The sequence below is a fragment of the Streptococcus sp. HSISS2 genome, assembly GCF_000448665.1.
GTDB lineage: Bacteria > Bacillota > Bacilli > Lactobacillales > Streptococcaceae > Streptococcus > Streptococcus raffinosi.
This window is the reverse complement of record NZ_CM002133.1, coordinates 1,982,943-2,002,464: the sequence shown is the minus strand read 5'-3', so window position 1 is coordinate 2,002,464 and position 19,522 is coordinate 1,982,943. Positions and strand designations below refer to the sequence as shown.

19 protein-coding genes and 3 pseudogenes are annotated in these 19,522 nt (G+C 40.0%); 20 read left to right on the top strand and 2 right to left on the bottom strand.

What is annotated here, in order from left to right:
* The 18 genes and pseudogenes from gatB to HSISS2_RS11085 all read left to right on the top strand — a co-directional run.
* Nucleotides 1–1,288: Asp-tRNA(Asn)/Glu-tRNA(Gln) amidotransferase subunit GatB (gatB, locus tag HSISS2_RS08665; RefSeq protein ID WP_134981537.1), on the top strand; the 1,288-nt coding region annotated here is incomplete at its 5' end.
* A 93-nt stretch (nucleotides 1,289–1,381) separates the two neighbouring features.
* Nucleotides 1,382–1,765: a hypothetical protein gene (locus tag HSISS2_RS08660; RefSeq protein WP_021146370.1), complete on the top strand. Its 384-nt coding sequence runs from the start codon at nucleotides 1,382–1,384 to the stop codon at nucleotides 1,763–1,765.
* 158 nt (nucleotides 1,766–1,923) lie between these two features.
* On the top strand, nucleotides 1,924–2,967 hold the full coding sequence (locus tag HSISS2_RS08655) for a 2,3-butanediol dehydrogenase (protein WP_021146368.1): 1,044 nt from the start codon (nucleotides 1,924–1,926) through the stop codon (nucleotides 2,965–2,967).
* 97 nt (nucleotides 2,968–3,064) lie between these two features.
* Nucleotides 3,065–3,981, top strand: a pseudogene (locus tag HSISS2_RS08650) (DMT family transporter).
* Nucleotides 3,982–4,118: 137 nt separating this feature from the next.
* Entirely contained in the window at nucleotides 4,119–4,646 is a 528-nt protein-coding gene (locus HSISS2_RS08645) for a YqeG family HAD IIIA-type phosphatase (protein WP_002884676.1), read from the top strand.
* Entirely contained in the window at nucleotides 4,646–5,764 is a 1,119-nt protein-coding gene (gene yqeH / locus HSISS2_RS08640) for a ribosome biogenesis GTPase YqeH (protein WP_021146365.1), read from the top strand. The genes HSISS2_RS08645 and yqeH overlap by 1 nt, the downstream gene beginning before the upstream one ends.
* A gap of 425 nt (nucleotides 5,765–6,189) precedes the next feature.
* Nucleotides 6,190–6,507 carry a ribosome assembly RNA-binding protein YhbY gene (gene yhbY, locus HSISS2_RS08635; RefSeq protein WP_002884193.1) on the top strand — a complete coding sequence of 106 codons (318 nt, stop codon included), beginning with the start codon at nucleotides 6,190–6,192 and terminating at the stop codon, nucleotides 6,505–6,507.
* Between the two features lie 107 nt (nucleotides 6,508–6,614).
* Nucleotides 6,615–7,247: a nicotinate-nucleotide adenylyltransferase gene (locus HSISS2_RS08630; protein WP_021146364.1), complete on the top strand. Its 633-nt coding sequence runs from the start codon at nucleotides 6,615–6,617 to the stop codon at nucleotides 7,245–7,247.
* Nucleotides 7,244–7,837, top strand: coding sequence for a bis(5'-nucleosyl)-tetraphosphatase (symmetrical) YqeK (gene yqeK, locus HSISS2_RS08625; RefSeq protein ID WP_021146363.1), 594 nt, complete (start codon nucleotides 7,244–7,246; stop codon nucleotides 7,835–7,837). Before HSISS2_RS08630 ends, yqeK begins: the two co-directional genes overlap by 4 nt.
* Before the next feature lie 3 nt (nucleotides 7,838–7,840).
* Complete coding sequence (locus HSISS2_RS08620; RefSeq protein ID WP_008535402.1) at nucleotides 7,841–8,341, top strand: cysteine hydrolase family protein; 501 nt, start codon at nucleotides 7,841–7,843, stop codon at nucleotides 8,339–8,341.
* A gap of 14 nt (nucleotides 8,342–8,355) precedes the next feature.
* Nucleotides 8,356–8,706, top strand: coding sequence for a ribosome silencing factor (rsfS, locus tag HSISS2_RS08615; protein ID WP_008535401.1), 351 nt, complete (start codon nucleotides 8,356–8,358; stop codon nucleotides 8,704–8,706).
* Nucleotides 8,707–9,130: 424 nt separating this feature from the next.
* A complete protein-coding gene (locus HSISS2_RS08610) occupies nucleotides 9,131–9,871 on the top strand; it encodes a class I SAM-dependent methyltransferase (RefSeq protein WP_021146362.1) in 741 nt (246 codons plus the stop codon).
* A gap of 6 nt (nucleotides 9,872–9,877) precedes the next feature.
* Nucleotides 9,878–10,969 carry a nucleotidyltransferase gene (locus tag HSISS2_RS08605; protein ID WP_021146361.1) on the top strand — a complete coding sequence of 364 codons (1,092 nt, stop codon included), beginning with the start codon at nucleotides 9,878–9,880 and terminating at the stop codon, nucleotides 10,967–10,969.
* A 700-nt stretch (nucleotides 10,970–11,669) separates the two neighbouring features.
* On the top strand, nucleotides 11,670–13,775 hold the full coding sequence (locus tag HSISS2_RS08600; RefSeq protein WP_008535395.1) for an AAA family ATPase: 2,106 nt from the start codon (nucleotides 11,670–11,672) through the stop codon (nucleotides 13,773–13,775).
* A 708-nt stretch (nucleotides 13,776–14,483) separates the two neighbouring features.
* On the top strand, nucleotides 14,484–14,702 hold the full coding sequence (locus tag HSISS2_RS08595; protein WP_021146360.1) for a helix-turn-helix transcriptional regulator: 219 nt from the start codon (nucleotides 14,484–14,486) through the stop codon (nucleotides 14,700–14,702).
* Between the two features lie 121 nt (nucleotides 14,703–14,823).
* The gene (locus HSISS2_RS08590; RefSeq protein ID WP_021146359.1) at nucleotides 14,824–15,657 is read left to right on the top strand and encodes an ImmA/IrrE family metallo-endopeptidase; all 834 of its coding nucleotides are present in this window, start codon (nucleotides 14,824–14,826) and stop codon (nucleotides 15,655–15,657) included.
* Nucleotides 15,654–16,319 (top strand): PIN domain-containing protein, encoded by a 666-nt coding sequence (locus HSISS2_RS08585; protein ID WP_021146358.1) that lies wholly within the window; start codon nucleotides 15,654–15,656, stop codon nucleotides 16,317–16,319. The genes HSISS2_RS08590 and HSISS2_RS08585 overlap by 4 nt, the downstream gene beginning before the upstream one ends.
* 426 nt (nucleotides 16,320–16,745) lie before the next feature.
* Nucleotides 16,746–16,926, top strand: a pseudogene (locus HSISS2_RS11085) (IS3 family transposase); the annotation flags it as partial.
* 48 nt (nucleotides 16,927–16,974) lie between these two features.
* Here the strand turns inward: HSISS2_RS11085 and HSISS2_RS08580 are convergent.
* Nucleotides 16,975–17,268, bottom strand: a complete 294-nt coding sequence (locus HSISS2_RS08580) for a hypothetical protein (protein ID WP_021146357.1) — start codon at nucleotides 17,266–17,268, stop codon at nucleotides 16,975–16,977.
* Nucleotides 17,265–17,684, bottom strand: coding sequence for an HIT family protein (locus tag HSISS2_RS08575; RefSeq protein ID WP_021146356.1), 420 nt, complete (start codon nucleotides 17,682–17,684; stop codon nucleotides 17,265–17,267). The genes HSISS2_RS08580 and HSISS2_RS08575 overlap by 4 nt, the downstream gene beginning before the upstream one ends.
* 64 nt (nucleotides 17,685–17,748) lie before the next feature.
* Between HSISS2_RS08575 and HSISS2_RS08570 the strand changes: the two are divergent.
* Both HSISS2_RS08570 and HSISS2_RS08565 read left to right on the top strand, forming a co-directional pair.
* A pseudogene (locus HSISS2_RS08570) lies at nucleotides 17,749–18,479 on the top strand (ABC transporter ATP-binding protein).
* On the top strand, nucleotides 18,476–19,513 hold the full coding sequence (locus HSISS2_RS08565) for an ABC transporter permease (RefSeq protein ID WP_021146354.1): 1,038 nt from the start codon (nucleotides 18,476–18,478) through the stop codon (nucleotides 19,511–19,513). The pseudogene HSISS2_RS08570 and the gene HSISS2_RS08565 overlap by 4 nt, the downstream one beginning before the upstream one ends.
* Nucleotides 19,514–19,522: the final 9 nt, after the last annotated feature.

Sequence of the window (19,522 nt, the reverse complement as noted above, 5' to 3'; positions counted from 1 at the left end):
CAATGGTGTTGTGGACGCTGGTATTAAGGCTGCTTTGGCCCTGAATATGGATATCCACCAACACATGCACTTTGACCGCAAGAACTACTTCTACCCTGATAATCCAAAGGCCTACCAAATTTCGCAATTTGATGAGCCTATCGGTTACAATGGGTGGATTGAAGTGCAACTAGAAGACGGCTCAACTAAGAAAATCGGGATTGAACGGGCCCACTTGGAAGAAGATGCCGGTAAGAATACCCACAGCCCAGACGGTTTCTCTTATGTAGACCTGAACCGTCAAGGGGTGCCATTGATTGAAATCGTATCTGAAGCAGATATACGTTCTCCTGAAGAAGCCTATGCTTATTTGACAGCATTGAAAGAAGTCATCCAATATACAGGTATTTCTGACGTCAAGATGGAAGAAGGATCGATGCGGGTCGATGCCAACATTTCCCTTCGCCCATACGGTCAAGAGGAGTTTGGAACCAAGACGGAGTTGAAGAACTTGAACTCCTTCTCAAACGTCCGCAAAGGTCTTGAATACGAAGTGCAACGCCAAGCGAAAATCTTGCGCTCAGGTGGTGTCATTCGTCAAGAAACACGCCGTTACGATGAAGCCCACAAGAGCACCATTCTCATGCGTGTCAAAGAAGGAGCGGCAGATTACCGTTACTTCCCAGAACCAGATCTTCCCTTGTTTGAAATCTCAGATGATTGGATTGAGGAAATGCGCACAGAATTGCCAGAATTTCCAAAAGACCGTCGTGCTCGCTATGTGGCAGAGCTTGGCTTGTCTGACTATGATGCCAACCAATTGACAGCGACGAAAGTCACTTCTGACTTCTTTGAAGCAGCCGTAGCCCTTGGTGGCGATGCCAAACAAGTCTCTAACTGGCTCCAAGGTGAAGTCGCACAATTCTTGAATGCAGAAGGCAAGACGCTGGAAGAAATCCAATTGACACCAGAAAACTTGGTCGAAATGATTGCCATCATCGAAGATGGAACGATTTCTTCTAAGATCGCCAAGAAAGTCTTCGTTCATTTGGCGAAAAACGGTGGCGGTGCGCGTGAATACGTCGAAAAAGCCGGATTGGTACAGATTTCAGACCCTGAAGTCTTGATTCCAATCATCCACCAAGTCTTCGCAGATAATGAAGCAGCCGTAGCCGACTTCAAGTCAGGGAAACGGAATGCGGACAAGGCCTTCACAGGCTTCCTCATGAAAGCAACCAAAGGCCAAGCCAACCCACAAGTAGCCCTCAAGCTACTTGCCCAAGAATTGGCGAAGTTGAAAGAAGAATAATAGATAAAGAACCAGCCGAGAGGTTGGTTTTTATCTGCAATATTTGTGTTAGACTAGTTGGGAACATTAAAAAAAGAGTTTAGGAGCAACCCCATGAACAAATTCTTAAGAGTCCTATTTATCCTCGTCATTCTCGCCATGACTGGTGCTATTATTTTTCAGCTGTTCTTCCCAACTTATATGGGAAGTCATTCGGGGTACGGTATTTCAGTTGGCTGGCAGAGGGAGATTGGTATCTGGAATGTGGCAGTCCTTGTCATCCTGATTGCCGTTAATCTCAAATACGATTGGTTTTATTTGAGAGCTGTACTGATAGCTTTGATTATTGGAGGCCTCGGGATTGGGACTAATCATTTCCTTAGCTATCTTCAACATCATCACTCAGTCAACGCCATAGGTGCACTTGAAAATTATCTTTTAGTCCTTGGCTGGGTTGTAGGTTGGTGGCTAGAGGTGTCTCGAATCAAAAAGAAATAACACAAATAAAGTTGAGATTAGGGAAGTATCTTATGGGGTGCTTCCCTAATCTCTTTTGTCCAGTTTTCCTTGACAAGTAAAAAGAAAACGTTTACAATTTGATGTATAATGTTTCCTGAAAAGAAAACCAAAAATAGTGAAAACAAGGAGATCATCATATGGCTACTATGAAAGCAGCTCGCTGGCATGCAGCGAAAGACGTTCGTATCGAAGAAGTGGAAGTACCTGAAGTACAGCCTCATCAAGTAAAAGTGGCAGTCAAGTTCACAGGAATCTGTGGTACAGATTTGCATGAATATTTGGATGGACCAATCTTCATTCCAACAGAAGAACATGTGTATTCTGGTCAAAAAGCACCGGTTACTTTGGGACATGAATTCTCTGGTGAGATTGTAGAAGTCGGAAGTAATGTGACTCGTGTCAAAGTTGGCGATCGTGTAACCATCGAACCAATTCTTGCAGAGCACAACTTGATTGGTGATTATAACCTTGATCCAAACTTGAACTTCGTCGGCCTCGCTGCAGATGGTGGTTTTGCGAAATACTGTGTCCTTGATGGTGATCTTGTCCATGTGATTCCAGATAGCTTGAGCTATGAACAAGCTGCTCTTACAGAACCTGCTGCTGTAGCTGTGTATGCAGTCCGTCAATCTGCTTTGAAAGCTGGGGATACAGCTGTTATCTTTGGCTTGGGTCCAATTGGTCTTTTGATTGTTGAAGCCCTTCGTGCAGCAGGCGCATCAAAAATCTATGCGGTTGAATTGTCTCCTGAACGTCAAGCGAAAGCAGAAGAATTGGGAGCAATTGTTGTTTGCCCAGAAGAAGGGGAAACAGTCGTAGAGGCTATCCATCGTTTGACAGGAGGTGGAGCAGATGTTTCTTACGAAGTTACTGGGGTTCCGGTTGTTTTAGGCCAAGCCCTTGCAGCTGTTCATAAAGCTGGGGAATGTATGGTCGTATCTATCTGGGAACGTGAAGCCAGCATCAATCCAAATGAATTCGCCATCCAAGAAAAATCTCTCAAAGGAATTATTGCCTACCGTCACATCTTCCCTAAAGTTTTGGAATTGATGGAACAAGGCTACTTCCCTGCTGATAAATTGGTTACTAAGAAAATTAAATTGGAGAATATCGTTGAAGAAGGTTTTGTTGAATTAACCCAAGATAAATCTCAAATTAAAATCTTGGTTCAACCAGAATAAGTTTATAAAGGTCGAATGAATAGATAAAGGTCGAAACCGTTTTGTTTCGACCTTTTTGTGTTACAATAACAGAAACAAATAGATTTGGGAGGCGACTATGTCAAAGACGCTAAAAGGTAGTCTGATGGTCATAACTGCAGGAATTGCCTGGGGATTTTCAGGAGTTTCTGGTCAATACCTAATGGCTCATGGTGTTAATGTCAATCTTTTGACGAGTTTACGTTTGCTTCTGTCTGGTATTTTACTAACGGCTTCGGTCTTTTTAGGCAGCGAGACAAATTGGTTCAAGCTCTTAAAGATAGAAAAACCTTAGTAAGTATCGCCTTATTTGCTCTCTTTGGTCTGGTACTAAATCAGTACGCCTATCTTAGTGCTATTCAATACACTAATGCTGGGACAGCGACGGTCTTGCAGTATGTCACCCCAGTTATCATCCTGGCTTTTGTATGTGCAAAATATCGTAGGTTCCCAACAGCAGCAGAGCTAGTGGCTATTATCATGGCTATTGTGGGAACCTTTACCATCGCAACGCATGGTCAGATAAGGGAGCTGGCGATTACACCTCTGGGCTTGTTCTGGGGTCTCTTTTCGGCGGTGACCTATGCAATTTATATCTTATTGCCTGCTAAGGCTATTGAAAAATGGGGCAGTTTGATTGTCATTGGTTTAGGCCTGTTGCTCGGTGGTTTAATCTTTCCGATTGCTATCCAAGCCTGGAAGTATAAGCTTTCTTTGACTGGTGGAAATCTCCTAGCACTTTTTGGATTGGTCTTCATTGGGACAGTCTTTGCTTACACCGTTTTCCTTAAGGGGACAACCATGGTTGGAGCTGTCAAAGGGAGTCTCTTGGCTTCGGTAGAACCCGTAGCATCGGTCATTTTAACGGTCTTAATCATGGGTGACCACTTCTTTGCCATTGATGTGCTTGGAATGATTTTAATTGTTCTTGCCGTTATCCTCATTTCACTTAAGGATTTAGTAGCCCTTAAAAAACAAGAGAAAATTCAAAGATAAAGATAGAGCCCAAGTGATTGTGGCTCTTTTTCGATACCGTTGTGTCAAAGATGTTCTTAAAAAATAGGACTTAAGTCCCACACATAAACCTTAAAAATATGGTAAAATAAGAGGTAAACTAACATTTTGGAGAGAAAATGAGTATAGACGATTACAGGCCCCATTTTATGGTGGAGGCTGTTTATGATTTGAAACCTGACCAACTACGTGAACACGGTATTCGTGCCGTCTTGGTCGATTTGGATAATACCTTGATTGCTTGGAATAACCCTGATGGGACTCCTGAGCTACGTGCTTGGTTAGATGAGATGACAGAGGCTGATATTCCGGTGGTTGTGGTTTCTAACAACAAACATGAACGTGTTGAACGTGCGGTTGCTAATTTCCATGTGGATTTCGTGAGTCGTGCCATGAAACCTTTTACTAAAGGAATTAATGAAGCGATTGAGCGTTACCACTTTAACCGTGACGAGGTCGTTATGGTTGGAGATCAGCTTATGACTGACATCAGAGCTAGCCACCGAGCTGGCATTCGCTCGATTTTGGTTAAGCCCTTGGTGCAATCAGATGCTTGGGTAACCAAGTTTAATCGTTGGCGTGAGCGTCGCATGTGGAAAAAGATTGAAAAAGCATATGGTCCAATGACCTTTAACAAAGGAATTTAATGGAAGAATTATTTTGTATTGGCTGTGGAGCCCAAATTCAAACAGAAGATAAAGAAAAGGCTGGTTACACACCCGCTAGCTCTATAAAAAAAGCTGAAGAAACAGGTGAATTGTACTGTCAACGTTGTTTCCGACTTCGTCATTACAATGAAATTGTGGATGTCCACATCACTGATGACGAGTTTTTAAAATTGCTTCATGAAGTTGGAGACAGTGATGCCCTCGTTGTCAATGTTGTTGATATTTTCGATTTTAATGGATCAATTATTCCAGGCTTGTCACGCTTTGTTTCTGGGAATGATGTGCTCTTGGTCGGAAATAAAAAGGATATCCTACCTAAATCCGTTAAAGATGGTAAGGTAACTCAATGGTTGACAGAACGTGCCCATGAAGAAGGCATGCGTCCTGTGGATGTCATGTTGACGTCTGCTCAAAATCATCATGCCATCAAAGAGTTGATTCAGCGTATTGAGAAACTCCGTAAGGGTCGTGATGTTTATGTTGTTGGTGTGACGAATGTTGGTAAATCAACTTTAATTAATGCGATTATCAAGGAAATTACAGGTGATAAAGATATTATCACAACTTCTCGTTTCCCAGGAACGACCCTTGATAAGATTGAAATTCCTCTGGATGATGGAACTTACATTTTTGATACACCAGGAGTCATCCACCGTCACCAGATGGCACACTATCTGTCAGCGAAGGATCTCAAGTACGTTAGTCCTAAGAAGGAAATTAAGCCAAAAACTTACCAGTTAAATGCAGGCCAAACCCTATTCCTAGGCGGTCTTGGACGATTTGACTTTATTGATGGGAATAAGCAAGGTTTTACAGCCTTCTTTGATAATAACTTGAAGCTTCATCGTACCAAACTTGAAGGTGCAGATGCCTTCTATGATAAGCATGTTGGAAGTCTTCTCATGCCTCCTGGACCAAAGGATTTGGCTGATTTTCCAAAACTTGTTCGTCACGAATTTACTGTCAAAGATAAGACAGACATTGTCTTCTCGGGACTAGGCTGGATTCGTGTTCAAGGAAAGGCCGACCAACCAACCATCGTTGCCGCTTGGGCACCAGAAGGCGTTGGCGTCGTCGTCCGAAAAGCGATTATTTAAACTTAATAAAGTAATTATAAGGAATAAGAAAGGAAAGGCTAGATAAAGAAGCAATCATTACGAGCTTTTAGGCCATGCTTTTTGTAGAAGTGAAAGCCTCATTCCTATAGTTGAAGAATGAGGCAAGAAAAAATTGAGACCTAGGGCTCGATTTGTAGTCATGGAACTTCGTAAGGAGGTCAATGACGTCCGTCACTATCTTAGAAAAGTATAAAAAGAGTCTTTTCAATGAACATGAAGTTTGCCTAGATTTACGTCATGAGCAAACGATGTGTTTTTCGCTGTGATAGTAATCTAAGTAACATTTTATGTTACTTGGATTCAGAATTTTTGAGACCCTAGGCTCAGAAATTAGCTATGAAACCAAAGGTTTGCTAGCGTCCGCATCACCCTAGAAAAACAGCAAAAAAATAAAAGGAATAAACATGTCATTAACATCAAAACAACGTGCCTTCCTCAAATCGGAAGCTCATACACTTAAACCTATTGTACAAATCGGGAAAAACGGTCTTAACGACCACATCAAAACTAGCGTTCGTAACGCTCTTGATGCCCGTGAATTGATTAAAGTAACCCTACTCCAAAATACTATGGAAGATATTCATGAGGTTGCTGAAATCTTGGAAGAAGAAATTGGCTGTGATACAGTCCTTAAGATTGGACGTATCTTGATTCTCTATAAAGAATCAGCTAAAAAAGAAAATCGTAAGTTGTCACCAAAGGTCAAAGCAATCCAAAAATAGTTGCTGATTTTGCTTGGTGAAGGACAAACTAAGGTATAGGAACACTTTCGAAGCATTAAAGCTAGCCTTAAGTCAGTTGTATAATGCTTGAGATAGAGGAGACGTACATGGCATTAGATCTCGTAACCCCATTTACAAAGGTTCAACTAGAGGAAGAAATCAAAGATACAGGCCGTAAGCAAGTGGGAATATTAGGTGGAAATTTCAATCCTGTTCATAATGCCCACTTGGTTGTTGCTGACCAGGTGCGTCAGCAGTTAGGCCTCGATGAAGTTCTTCTCATGCCTGAATATGAGCCACCTCATGTCGATAAAAAAGAGACCATTGATGAACAACACCGCCTTAATATGCTTATGTTGGCTATTAACGGTATCGAAGGATTGGACATCGAAACCATTGAGTTGGAACGTAAGGGAATCAGTTATACTTATGACACCATGAAGCTCTTGACGGAAGCCAATCCTGATACGGATTATTACTTTATTATTGGAGCGGATATGGTCGAATACCTACCTAAGTGGCATCGTATTGATGAACTTATCGAGATGGTCCAATTTGTTGGTGTTCAGCGTCCTAAGTATAAGGCTGGAACCTCTTACCCAGTTATTTGGGTGGATGTGCCCCTTATGGATATTAGTTCAAGTGTAGTCAGAGCCTACATTAAGAAGGATCGCACACCTAACTTTATGGTGCCACAGTCTGTACTTGCCTACATCAAGAAAGCGGGGCTCTATAAATGACCTATGAAAAATACCTAGACTATTCTCGTGAAGAACTTCTTGAAAAGATTCGAGCGGTCATGAGCCCTAAACGCTTTAATCATGTCCTGGGTGTTGAGCGAGCTGCTATTGCTCTTGCTGAAAAGTACGGATATGATACTGAGAAAGCCGGATTGGCTGGTTTGCTTCATGATTATGCCAAGGAACTCCCAGATCAGGAATTCTTGGGGCTTATTGATAAATATAAGCTTGATCCTGAATTGAAACAATGGGGAAACAATGTCTGGCATGGCATGGTTGGGATTTATAAAATCCAAGAAGATTTGGGATTGACTGATTCCGAAATTCTACGCAGTATTGAAATCCATACGGTCGGAAGCCATGAAATGTCAACCCTAGATAAGATTGTCTATGTAGCTGATTATATTGAGCATAACCGTAATTTCCCTTTGGTAGAGGAAGCTAGACAAGTAGCAGAGCAATCCTTGGACAAGGCAGTTGCCTATGAAACCGTCCATACGGTCGAACACTTGGCTCACCAGGCCTTGCCGATTTTCCCACAAACCTTGGAAACCTATAACGCTTTTGTGCATTACTTGAAAGAGGATTAGTAAGTGAAAACAGCTTTTATTATTATTGATGTACAAAATATCTTAGTAGAAACAGGTTTTGAAACACAAAAGCTGTTAGAGAAAATCTCTTATTTACAAGATCAGGCTAGAAAACAGCAGATTGAAATTATCTATATTCAGCATATTGAAACGGAAGAGGCTCTAACCTCGGAAGATTGGAAATTATCGCCACTATTAAAGAGACAGTCTGATGAGAAGGTTTTTCAGAAGCGATACAATAGCATGTTTAAAGAGACTGGATTAAAGGAATACTTGGATCAACAAGGAATTGAGAAACTAGTCTTATGCGGTATGCAGACGGAGTATTGTGTTGATACATCCGTTAAAGTTGCTTTCGAACATGGCTACAAGCTAGTTGTTCCCGAAGGTACTGTTACAACCTTTGATGGAGACGACATTCCAGCAGAAACGATTAATGAATTTTACGAGAACATTTGGAATGAACGTTTTGCAGATGTCTTAGATTACAAAACGATTTTTTAATGAAAGAGGATTAAATGAAAGAAGAATTACTTGAATTGGTTGTCAAAGCTGCTGATGAAAAGCGAGCTGAAGACATTGTTGCCCTTGATTTGTACGGCCTTACAAGTCTAACAGATTATTTTGTTATTTTGAGTGCAATGAATAGCCGTCAGTTGGAAGCTATTGCCGACAACATCCGTGAGAAAGTGAAAGAAGCTGGCCTTGACGCTAGTCACGTGGAAGGAGACAACAAGGGTGGATGGATCCTTTTGGACCTTAACGACGTCGTTGTTCACATCTTTACAGAAGATGAACGTGCACACTATAACCTCGAAAAACTCTGGCATGAAGCACCAATGGTGGATGTGTCAGCTTATTTGGCATAAGAAATTGAACTCAGTTGGCGACAACTGGGTTTTGTTGGTTAAACTAAAGATTTAATAGGAAGGATGGAGCCTTGTGTTTGGTTTGTTAACTGAACACGAGCTAAAAGCTGTGAGAAAAAGATAAACTTTCTTTGTGCTTTTGACGCTCTTTGTATCTTAGAAAGGATTTGAACCCGTCCTGTAATCGTCGGAAAATAGACAGCTTTGTCTTGGAGATTCCTCCAAGTCCAAGCTCCTAATTTTCATTCCGATTACGGACGGACTCATTATAGAATAGAAAGGATAGGGCCTCGTGTTTAGTTAATTTTTCAACTGAACACGAGCTAAAAGCTGTGAGAAAAAGATAAATTTTCTTTGTATCTGACGATACGGCAGAAATTTTCCTATTTTCTCTGTGCTTTTGACGCTCTTTGTATCTTGATTTATGGCTACTTATGAAACTTTTGCGGCGGTCTACGACGCTGTTATGGATGATAGTCTTTACGATTTGTGGACGGATTTTTCCCTTCGTCATTTGCCAAAGACTAAGGACAAAAAGAAATTGCTTGAATTGGCTTGTGGGACTGGGATTCAGTCTGTACGCTTTTCTCAAGCTGGTTTTGATGTAACTGGACTCGATTTGAGTGCTGATATGTTGAAGATTGCGGATAAGCGTGCGTCTTCTGCCAAACAGAAAATCGACTTTATTGAAGGCAACATGTTGGATTTATCGCAAGCTGGCAAGTATGATTTTGTGACCTGTTATTCGGACTCAATCTGCTATATGCAGGACGAAGTAGAGGTTGGGGATGTCTTCAAAGAGGTTTACAATGCACTGAATGAGGATGGCGTCTTTATCTTTGATGTGCACTCAACCTATCAAACGGATGAGGTTTTCCCTGGCTATTCCTACCATGAAAATGCTGAGGATTTCGCTATGCTCTGGGATACCTATGAGGATGCGGCTCCGCATTCTATTGTCCATGAATTAACTTTCTTTGTTCAAGAGGAAGATGGGAGCTTTAGCCGTCATGATGAGGTCCATGAGGAACGCACCTATGAGGTCTTGACTTATGACATTCTGCTGGAGCAGGCTGGCTTCAAATCCTTCAAACTTTACGCTGATTTCGAGGACAAGGAACCGACTGAAACTAGTGCACGTTGGTTCTTTGTGGCCCAAAAATAAGAGCCTATGACAGTTACAGGTATTATTGCTGAGTTCAATCCTTTTCATAACGGCCACAAGTATCTCTTGGATCAGGCTGAAGGCGTAAAAATCGTTGCCATGTCCGGGAATTTTGTCCAGCGAGGTGAGCCAGCTATTGTGGATAAGTGGACTAGGGCTCAGATGGCTTTGGAAAATGGGGCAGATCTTGTGGTTGAGTTGCCCTTTTTGACGGCAGTTCAGTCTGCCGATTATTTTGCTGCTGGGGCCGTTGATATCTTATCTCGACTGGGAATTGATAGTCTTACTTTTGGCACGGAAGAAGTCCTAGACTATCAGGCAATAGCAGATGTCTATGCTGAAAAGTCTGAGGAAATGGAAGCCTTTGTGGAGAGTTTGCCGAGTGATTTGTCTTATCCACAGAAGACGCAAAAAATGTGGGAAAAGTTTGCTGGTGTAGCCTTTGCTGGCAATACCCCCAACCATATCCTAGGATTAGCCTATGCCAAAGCTTGTGCTGGTAAGGGCACAGAGCTGAATCCTATCCAGAGACAAGGGGCTGGCTATCATTCCTCAAACAAGGAAGTATCTTTCGCCTCAGCAACCAGTCTTCGTCTCCATAAGCAAGATAGTGATTTTGTGGATAAGTTCATGCCCAATAGCAAACTTTTTCAGACTTCTCCACAGGTTTCTTGGGATAATTATTTCCAATTGCTGGTTTATCAGATTATTACAAACCCTGATTTGACCAGTGTTTTCCAGGTGAATGAAGAGATTGCCAGTCGTTTAAAAGCTGCTATTCATGAGGTTTCTTCTGTGGAGGAACTAGTGGATAAGGTAGCAACTAAACGCTATACAAAGGCTCGTGTACGTCGTATTTTGACCTATATCCTGGTCGGAGCTGTGGACAACCCTCTGCCTGAATCCATTCATGTGCTTGGATTTTCTCAAAATGGGCAGTCTCATCTCAAATCTGTGAAAAAGTCTGTGGATATAGTGGCTCGTATCGGAAGAGAGCCTTGGGATATGCTTACACAGCAAGCAGATCAGGTTTATCAATTAGGTAATCCCGAGCTTTCCGAACAGAACTTTGGACGCATACCGATTAGAGTAAGATAGCTTTATAGAAGGTCTACCTCTGGTAGGCTTTTGACTTTTCGTAAACTTTTCTCAAAAAGATCAAACAAAACTATTGACCTTTACTGACTAATAGTGTATTGTAGTCTCATAAGGAATTGCTTCCTTATAAATCTTGCAGGACTAGCCTAAATCCTTGTAAAAAGGTAATTATAGCTTGCCTGCAAAAATATTTACAATAAAGGTCAAAAAAGTCAAAAAAGATATTGACTAATACTGACTAATGTTGTATAATATAAACATAAGGAAATGAAATCCTTATGAAGGCTGTCAAAACAGTCCATATACCGATATGAAAAGATTGCAGCTTGTCTGCTTAAATTTTCATCAAAAAGGTCAGTAAAAGTCAAAACTAAATTCTTGACCCAAGCAGATGAAAGGTATATGATAAAGCTATAAGGAAAAAGGTTTCCTTAATCTACAGGTTTCTTTCTGAAAGAAGCTTGGAAGTTAGCTATTTTGAGAGATTCACAGAAAGAAGGTGGCTCTTATGCTAAATGATAATTTATTCAAGACTGTGAAAGTTCTCAGTCTTCTGCCAAGAGCAAAACCTGAAATTATTAGAAGAGTAGTTGCGGCTACTAAAAATTTTTAGGGTTTTGGTCAGTAAAAGTCAAAATTTACACATGAACTAAAAATAACACTTAAAAAATCACAAGAAAACACAGTATGAGGTAATTATATGAACAACAACTTTAATAATATGGATGATCTTTTCAATCAATTGATGGGTAACATGGGTGGTTACCGTTCAGAAAACCGTCGCTACATGATTAACGGTCGTGAAGTGACACCTGAAGAATTTGCGATTTACCGTCAAACAGGTCAATTGCCTGGTAATGAAGGTGAAGCAGTGAACCCAACTCAACAACAAACTAAAGGACCTAAACAAGATGGTATCCTTGCTAAGCTTGGTCGTAACTTGACTGAAGAAGCTCGTGAAGGTAAATTGGATCCTGTTATTGGACGTAACAAAGAAATCCAAGAAGCTTGCGAAATCTTGGCTCGTCGTACCAAGAATAACCCAGTCCTTGTCGGGGATGCTGGTGTTGGTAAAACAGCTGTAGTTGAAGGTTTGGCACAAGCCATCGTTAATGGTGATGTCCCAGCTGCCATCAAGAATAAAGAAATCATTTCAATTGATATTTCTGGACTTGAAGCTGGTACTCAATACCGTGGTAGTTTTGAAGAAAACATTCAAAACTTGGTAAACGAAGTCAAAGAAGCTGGAAACATTATCCTCTTCTTCGATGAAATCCACCAAATTCTTGGTGCCGGAAGCACTGGCGATGGTCAAGGATCTAAAGGTCTTGCTGATATCTTGAAACCAGCCCTTTCACGTGGTGAATTGACAGTGATTGGTGCAACAACTCAAGATGAATACCGTAACACTATCTTGAAGAACGCTGCCCTAGCTCGTCGTTTCAACGAAGTTAAGGTCAATGCTCCTTCTGCAGAAGATACTTTCAAGATTCTCCAAGGTATCCGTGATCTTTATGAAAAACACCACAATGTTATCTTGCCAGATGATGTCTTGAAAGCAGCGGTTGATTTCTCAGTACAATACATTCCACAACGTAGCTTGCCAGATAAGGCTATTGACCTTGTGGACGTGACAGCAGCTCACTTGGCAGCACAACATCCAGTAACTGATGTCAATGCTGTTGAACGTGAAATCGAAGAAGAAAAAGCTAAACAAGAAGCAGCAGCTGCTAAAGAAGATTACGAAGCAGCCCTAAATGCTAAGGTTCGTATTGAAAAACTTGAAAAGAAAATTGCTAACCATGCAGAAGATCATAAAGTGACAGCTACGGTAAACGATGTGGCTGAATCTGTAGAACGTATGACTGGTATTCCAGTATCTCAAATGGGTGCAACTGATATCGAACGTTTGAAAGATATGGGTAACCGTTTGCAAACTAAGGTTATCGGTCAAGATAAGGCCGTTGAAGCAGTAGCACGTGCCATCCGTCGTAATCGTGCAGGATTTGACGAAGGTAACCGCCCAATCGGTAGCTTCCTCTTTGTAGGACCTACTGGTGTTGGTAAAACTGAGTTGGCTAAACAATTGGCCCTTGATATGTTCGGTACAAAAGATGCTATCATCCGCTTGGACATGTCAGAATACAGCGACCGCACAGCCGTTTCTAAATTGATTGGTACAACAGCTGGTTATGTTGGTTATGATGACAATAGCAATACCTTGACAGAACGTGTTCGCCGTAACCCATACTCAATCATCCTTCTCGACGAAATTGAAAAGGCAGACCCTCAAGTCATCACCCTTCTCCTCCAAGTTTTGGACGATGGTCGTTTGACCGATGGTCAAGGTAACACTGTAAACTTCAAGAACACTGTCATTATTGCAACTTCAAACGCTGGCTTTGGTTATGAAGCTAACTTGACAGAAGATGCGGAAAAACCAGAACTCTTGGATCGCTTGAAACCTTACTTCCGTCCAGAATTCTTGAACCGTTTCAATGCTGTGATTGAATTCTCACACTTGAGCAAGGAAAACCTTTCTAAGATTGTTGATTTGATGTTGGTAGATGTCAATAAGACCCTTTCTAAGAAAGAAATCGACTTGGCAGTTAGCGAAGCCGCCAAAGAATACATGACTGAAGAAGGTTACGATGAAGTCATGGGTGTTCGTCCACTCCGTCGTGTGGTTGAACAACAAATTCGTGATAAAGTCACAGACTTCCACTTGGATAACCTTGATGCTAAACACCTAGAAGCTGATATGGAAGATGGTGTCTTGGTTATCAAAGAAAAAGATGCTAAATAAAAAGCATAGGACCTCCCAATCCGATTAATGAAGCAGAGATGTTAGTAGACATCTCTGTTTTTTTCTTTTTTATTTAAGACTTTCCTTGGGTGCTACGGACGGAAGCGACTTCCTAACGGAATTCCATTCCTAAGATTTGAGCCTAAGTCTCAAATCTTCCGAGTGAGAGAAGCAAATAGTGCTTCTCTCACCTGTAGCACAGCGGAAAGTCTTGTATATTTATTCTTAAATATAAAATGAGATAAAATTATTTAAATTATAATAATCTGATAAATAGTTAAAAATATATTCTATTTTCAAGAAAACGTTGACAATGCATTCATATCGTTCTCTGTTTTTTTGTAAAATTAGTTAAGGAGATGGAATCCTTTTTGTTTCGTACATTATTTTAAAGATAAATGATGCACATTTTAAATAGTGATTTATGGTGTTTATGAAAGAAATTGAAATATACAATTATTGAATATATTTTATAAAGTTAGAAAATTATTAAGTGGCTTCTTTAAAAATACTATTCTTGGTGAATAAAAGTTTGAGCTTTCCTTTTTTATTTTATATTATAATGAAATTTTATGAATAGTTCGTGGGGATTTGTTACTTTTTTGAGCAGTTTAAAATAGAATGTTATGTTTTTGTGACAAATAATTTGAAAATGAATCATTATCATGCTAAAATAAAGTTAGAAAGGAAATATAATGGTATAGGAGAATGAATAAACAGATTGGTAACAGAATAGCAGATTTAAGAAGTGCTAAATCCTTTTCTCAAGAACAAGTAGCTGAAAGAATTGGAATAAGTAGACAAAAATATGCTCGTATTGAAAACGGTATTAATAGTGTGACGTTGGAGATTCTTGTAAAACTTGCTGAGGTTTTTGATGTCACTGTTAAGGATATTACGAAAGTCCTTGATCAAGAAAATCTGTAGCGTATAGATCAGGAGAACAAAAAAAATCGACACGTGACATGCTTTATATGATTGATTTATTTTATGCAAATAAGCATTTGTATGAAAAATTAACTTATCAGGATAAGGAATAGGTAACTCAATGAATAGATCACGAGAAAAAGAAATCCGAAGGAAAGCGAATGAAATAAGAGAGCAGTGCACCACAACAAGGTATGGTATTGCAAATCTTTTCAGAGATTGTAAAAATTTAAAAATTCAGCTTTTTCGTTATCCTATGGGTGAGGATGCAGATCTTGGTTTCACATTAAAACGAGACAATGATACTATTATTTTTACGAACACAAGTATCCGACTTTCAAGGGAAATATTTACACTTGCTCATGAAATTGGACATGCTGTTCTCCATTTTGAAAATATGGATGCCTTTTTTGAAAATAATTCAACTGTTGCAGATTTAGACACTGATGAAAAAGAACAAGAAGCAAATTATTTTGCAGCTTGCCTGCTGATGCCGCAAGAAAAAGTGGAAGGTTTTATTGATTTCGAAATAGAAGATAGTAAAAACATTTCAGCAAGAGATATAGCTAAAATGATGGTAGAATTTAACGTTAGCTTTGAAATGGTAGTTAATAGATTACTTAGTTTACAGTTCATCAATGAACATGAAAAAATACTATTAAATGTTGCTAAAGTAGAAGCTAAAGTAGGGAACCTTATTAAATCAGTTGGTGGCGGTTCTGCTTTAAACCGTCCTAGCGAGGAAATACTTATTCCTGAGCAGTACTCACAGTATGCACTCTATAACTATAATAGTGGGGCAATGCCTAAAGAAACATTGGAAAAAGTTCTAGGTTACTATCATCTTTCACTTGAGGACTTTGAGGATGAGATTAATCAAAGTAGAGTTTTTGGTCAGGAAGATGGTGCAGAGGACATAAATTTGGACGATTTAATTGGAGGATTAAGCGATTGAACGCTTCACTTGATACAAATACTATTATTCATTTTTATAGAGCCGGATGTCAAAATATTCTCTTTGAGTATTTTGACTCTATCTATCTTTGTGACCAAGTCTATTCAATTGAATTGAAAAACCATGGACAGGATATTCTATCTAATGTAGAATTAGATATTCAAGCAGGAAAACTGGAATTATTTTCACAAGAGAGAATGAGTAGAGAAGGGATTCTCCGTCTTTTTGAAGAACATACTGAATATCAAGAAATTTTGTATAATCAGGGAGATAGGGGCGAGGCACATGCTATTGCTTTAGCAAAAATTCTAGGTACATGCTGTTTAGTCACCGATGATACAAAATACGGTGGACCGTATAAGAGCCTTTTGCAATTTGAAGATGAAGTTATGCCATTTACATTTGCGGAAGTTATTATTCTCTATTATATTTTTGGGACAATAGATGCCTCTCAAGCAATATCGTATTTTGATAAAATCAACACCACATCAACTATGAATTGGAATTTTGAAACTCAGCTTAAAAATTTTATAAGACGGTTTAAACCAAAACAGGAAAGTAAAGACGCTATGTGGCTTGATAATGCGTTAAAGGAACAAGAAGTTAGTCTAAAAAATAAACTACAGGATTTGCAACAATCTTTAAAAACAAAGAATCAATAGCCATAAATTTTGCTATTGCATAAGTAACTATACTTCTTGTTATTTTTCCTTGTAGGAAAACTTGCAAAGATAAGATAGTAGACTAAGAATTATCTGGAAAGATCATCTAATTAGTACAGATAGCGGGTTAGTAATGAGAATAGCTATCCTGGAATCAATTTTTAGTGGATCTGCAAGAATAATAAAGAACACAGGTATAAGATGTCAATCCATGATTGAGCTCTATTTGAGAAACGTGGTATAGGGTCTTGCCTAAAATGTAAAGGATGAAGATAAGAGAGAAAGTATTTTGTACTTTTTAAGAAGAATCATACCTCCCATAGATGAACTGCACCTCAAAAAGTTAGATTTTTTCTGTCTAACCTTTGGGGTGCAGTTCAGTTCTTTGCTAGAGGATAAAGGCCTCCCATTCATGTCATGTGAGGAGGAAACAGCCCAGATGACGGTATGATGGAATTCGGTTTTGACATTTTGAGAGACGTTTAAGTCACTTGAGCAATTGGCATAAGCTATTGTAGACTATGTTGATTATTACAACAACAAACGAATAAAAGTCAAACTAAAAAGATTTAGTCCTGTACACTATAGAACTAAATCCTTTACTTAAACTAATTGTCTAACTTTTTTAGGTCAGTACAGCCTATACTACTTACCTTTATTCTTTACTTTGATATTTTTGCAAGCGTTCTTGGATGATGCTAAGTCGGGGTTCTAGGTCTTTTTGGAAGACACGTGTTTTATAGCTGAGGTCTTGTTTGATGTCATCAAGCACAAGGTTTTGTTCCTTGATGATGTCAAGGTTGCGTTTGATTCTGTCCAGATCGTGAGAGATATTCTCTCGTGATTGGTTGAGGTCTAGGATTTCCTCTTTGATGTCTTCACGTCGTTTATAGGCGTAGTAGGCACCATAGGCAAGGGTTCCAAGAGCTAGAAAGCGTCCGAGTTTCATTCTGTTACCTCTTTAGCAATGCTTTCAGCAAGGTCGGCCAAGGCAGCGAAGTCTGGTTCGTGTTCATCAAAGCCCATGTGGATACCATCGTCTGCACCGTAACGAGGAACGAGATGAATATGAGCGTGGAAGACGGTTTGTCCAGCAACTTCTTCGTTGTTGTTAAGAACATTCATTCCGATAGCTTTTGTTGCTTTTTGGACGGCACGGGCAATTTTAGGGACACGGCTAAAGACAGTCTCTGCGGTTTCAGCAGACATTTCTAAGATGTTACGAACGTGCTCTTTAGGAATAACCAAGGTATGTCCTTTTGTAGCTTGTGAAATATCGAGGAAGGCTAGAACCTTGTCGTCCTCGTAGACTTTTGATGATGGGATTTCTCCAGATATAATTTTACAGAAAATACAATTATCCATAATAACGACCTTTCCATGAGTTTTTGTTATAATAGATTATATCATACCAAAGAGAGAAAAGATAATGCTTAAATTAGAAAAGGTGACGGGTGGCTATGCCAATATTCCCGTCCTAAAAGATGTCACTTTTGAGGTGGCTGATGGGGAATTAGTTGGCCTCATTGGTCTTAATGGTGCTGGGAAATCAACAACAATTAACGAGATTATTGGTCTTTTAACACCCTATGGGGGACAGATTGCAATTGATGGTTTAACCATACAGCAAGATACGGCTAGTTATCGTCAAAAGATTGGTTACATCCCTGAGACGCCAAGTTTGTATGAGGAATTGACGCTACGTGAACATTTGGAAACGGTGTTGATGGCCTATGGGCTTGATGTGACTGAGGGGATGGCACGTGCGGAAAAATATCTCAAGCTCTTTCGCTTAGATGAAAAATTGGACTGGTTCCCGACACAATTTTCAAAGGGAATGAAGCAGAAGGTTATGATTATCTGTGCCTTTATTGTTGGTCCAAGTCTTCTCATTGTTGATGAGCCCTTCCTAGGTTTGGATCCCTTGGCAATTTCGGACTTGATTGAGCTTTTGGCTGAGGAAAAACGAATGGTAAGGCGATTCTCATGTCGACTCACGTTTTGGATTCAGCTGAGAAGATGTGTGACCGTTTTGTCATCTTGCATCACGGTCAAGTCTTGGCACAGGGAACGCTTGATGAACTTCGTCAGACCTTTGGTGACAGTAGTGCCAGTCTTAACGATATTTACATGCAGTTAACTAAGGGAGAATTGTCATGATAGCTGAGCTTTTTAAGGAGCGTAGCAAGCGATTCAATACCCGTTGTGCTAAGTATAGTCGCTACGTCTTTAATGACCACTTTATCTTGGTTCTTCTCTTTTTGTTGGGCTTCGTCTTGGTTCAGTATAGCCAGTTGCTCCGACATTTTCCAAAAAATCCATGGGCTATTGTCCTGGGCTTGCTTGTGCTTTGTCTCTTCCTTCCTTTCTGGGGGAACATTGCCACCTATTTAGAGCCTGCTGACAAGCACTATCTCTTGGTGAAGGAAGAAGAGGTACGAACCCATGTTAAGAAGGCAACAGGACGTGCTTTTAGATTTTGGGTGCTTATCCAAACCCTTATTTTTATCTTGGTCGTCCCACTCTTTTTAGCCTTGGGGCTTCCAGTTTGGGGAGTTGTCCTTGTAGCGGTGGCTATGGTTATTCTTAAGTATTTTATTTTCCAGAAAAAGGCTCAACCTTTTTATAAGCAATCTGGACTTAATTGGGCTGTGGCTATTGCAGTGGAAAATAAACGGCAACAATCAATTTTGAAATTCTTCTCCCTCTTTACCAATGTTAAGGGGATTACGTCGAGTGTTAAACGCCGTGCTTATTTGGATGGTATTCTCAAACGTACAAAGAAGGACAAAAACCATACTTGGTACAATCTTTACCTAAGGGCTTTCTTACGCTCTGGAGATTACTTTGCTTTGAGTTGTCGTCTCTTTGCCTTATCTCTACTGGTTATCTTTTTAGTTCCTGAAAAATGGTTGGCTATGATACTTGTGGCTATTTTCGATTACCTCTTGCTCTTCCAACTGACAGCACTAAAATTCCACTTTGCGTATCAAAGAATGGCTAATCTTATGCCATTAGGTAAGGACATGCAGGTGGACAATCTGAAACGTTTGATTAGCCAAATCATCCTTGTGATGACGCTGATTCAGGCTGTTTGTCTCTTGGATTTGAAGTTTAGCCTCATTTTAGTTGGAGTGATGCTTGTTTTGAGCCTTGTCTACCTACCAGCTAAGCTTAAGAAGATGATTGACTAACACCTATTA

Coding starts and splice junctions, on each gene's coding strand:
- HSISS2_RS08660 (WP_021146370.1), top strand. CDS start 1,382: ATGAACAAATTCTTAAGAGTCCTATTTATCCTCGTCATTCTCGCCATG.
- rsfS (WP_008535401.1), top strand. CDS start 8,356: ATGAAAGAAGAATTACTTGAATTGGTTGTCAAAGCTGCTGATGAAAAG.
- HSISS2_RS08575 (WP_021146356.1), bottom strand. CDS start 17,684: ATGGATAATTGTATTTTCTGTAAAATTATATCTGGAGAAATCCCATCA.
- HSISS2_RS08600 (WP_008535395.1), top strand. CDS start 11,670: ATGAACAACAACTTTAATAATATGGATGATCTTTTCAATCAATTGATG.
- HSISS2_RS08610 (WP_021146362.1), top strand. CDS start 9,131: ATGGCTACTTATGAAACTTTTGCGGCGGTCTACGACGCTGTTATGGAT.
- yqeK (WP_021146363.1), top strand. CDS start 7,244: ATGACCTATGAAAAATACCTAGACTATTCTCGTGAAGAACTTCTTGAA.
- HSISS2_RS08645 (WP_002884676.1), top strand. CDS start 4,119: ATGAGTATAGACGATTACAGGCCCCATTTTATGGTGGAGGCTGTTTAT.
- HSISS2_RS08655 (WP_021146368.1), top strand. CDS start 1,924: ATGGCTACTATGAAAGCAGCTCGCTGGCATGCAGCGAAAGACGTTCGT.
- HSISS2_RS08595 (WP_021146360.1), top strand. CDS start 14,484: ATGAATAAACAGATTGGTAACAGAATAGCAGATTTAAGAAGTGCTAAA.
- yqeH (WP_021146365.1), top strand. CDS start 4,646: ATGGAAGAATTATTTTGTATTGGCTGTGGAGCCCAAATTCAAACAGAA.
- HSISS2_RS08605 (WP_021146361.1), top strand. CDS start 9,878: ATGACAGTTACAGGTATTATTGCTGAGTTCAATCCTTTTCATAACGGC.
- HSISS2_RS08630 (WP_021146364.1), top strand. CDS start 6,615: ATGGCATTAGATCTCGTAACCCCATTTACAAAGGTTCAACTAGAGGAA.
- HSISS2_RS08565 (WP_021146354.1), top strand. CDS start 18,476: ATGATAGCTGAGCTTTTTAAGGAGCGTAGCAAGCGATTCAATACCCGT.
- HSISS2_RS08580 (WP_021146357.1), bottom strand. CDS start 17,268: ATGAAACTCGGACGCTTTCTAGCTCTTGGAACCCTTGCCTATGGTGCC.
- HSISS2_RS08590 (WP_021146359.1), top strand. CDS start 14,824: ATGAATAGATCACGAGAAAAAGAAATCCGAAGGAAAGCGAATGAAATA.
- yhbY (WP_002884193.1), top strand. CDS start 6,190: ATGTCATTAACATCAAAACAACGTGCCTTCCTCAAATCGGAAGCTCAT.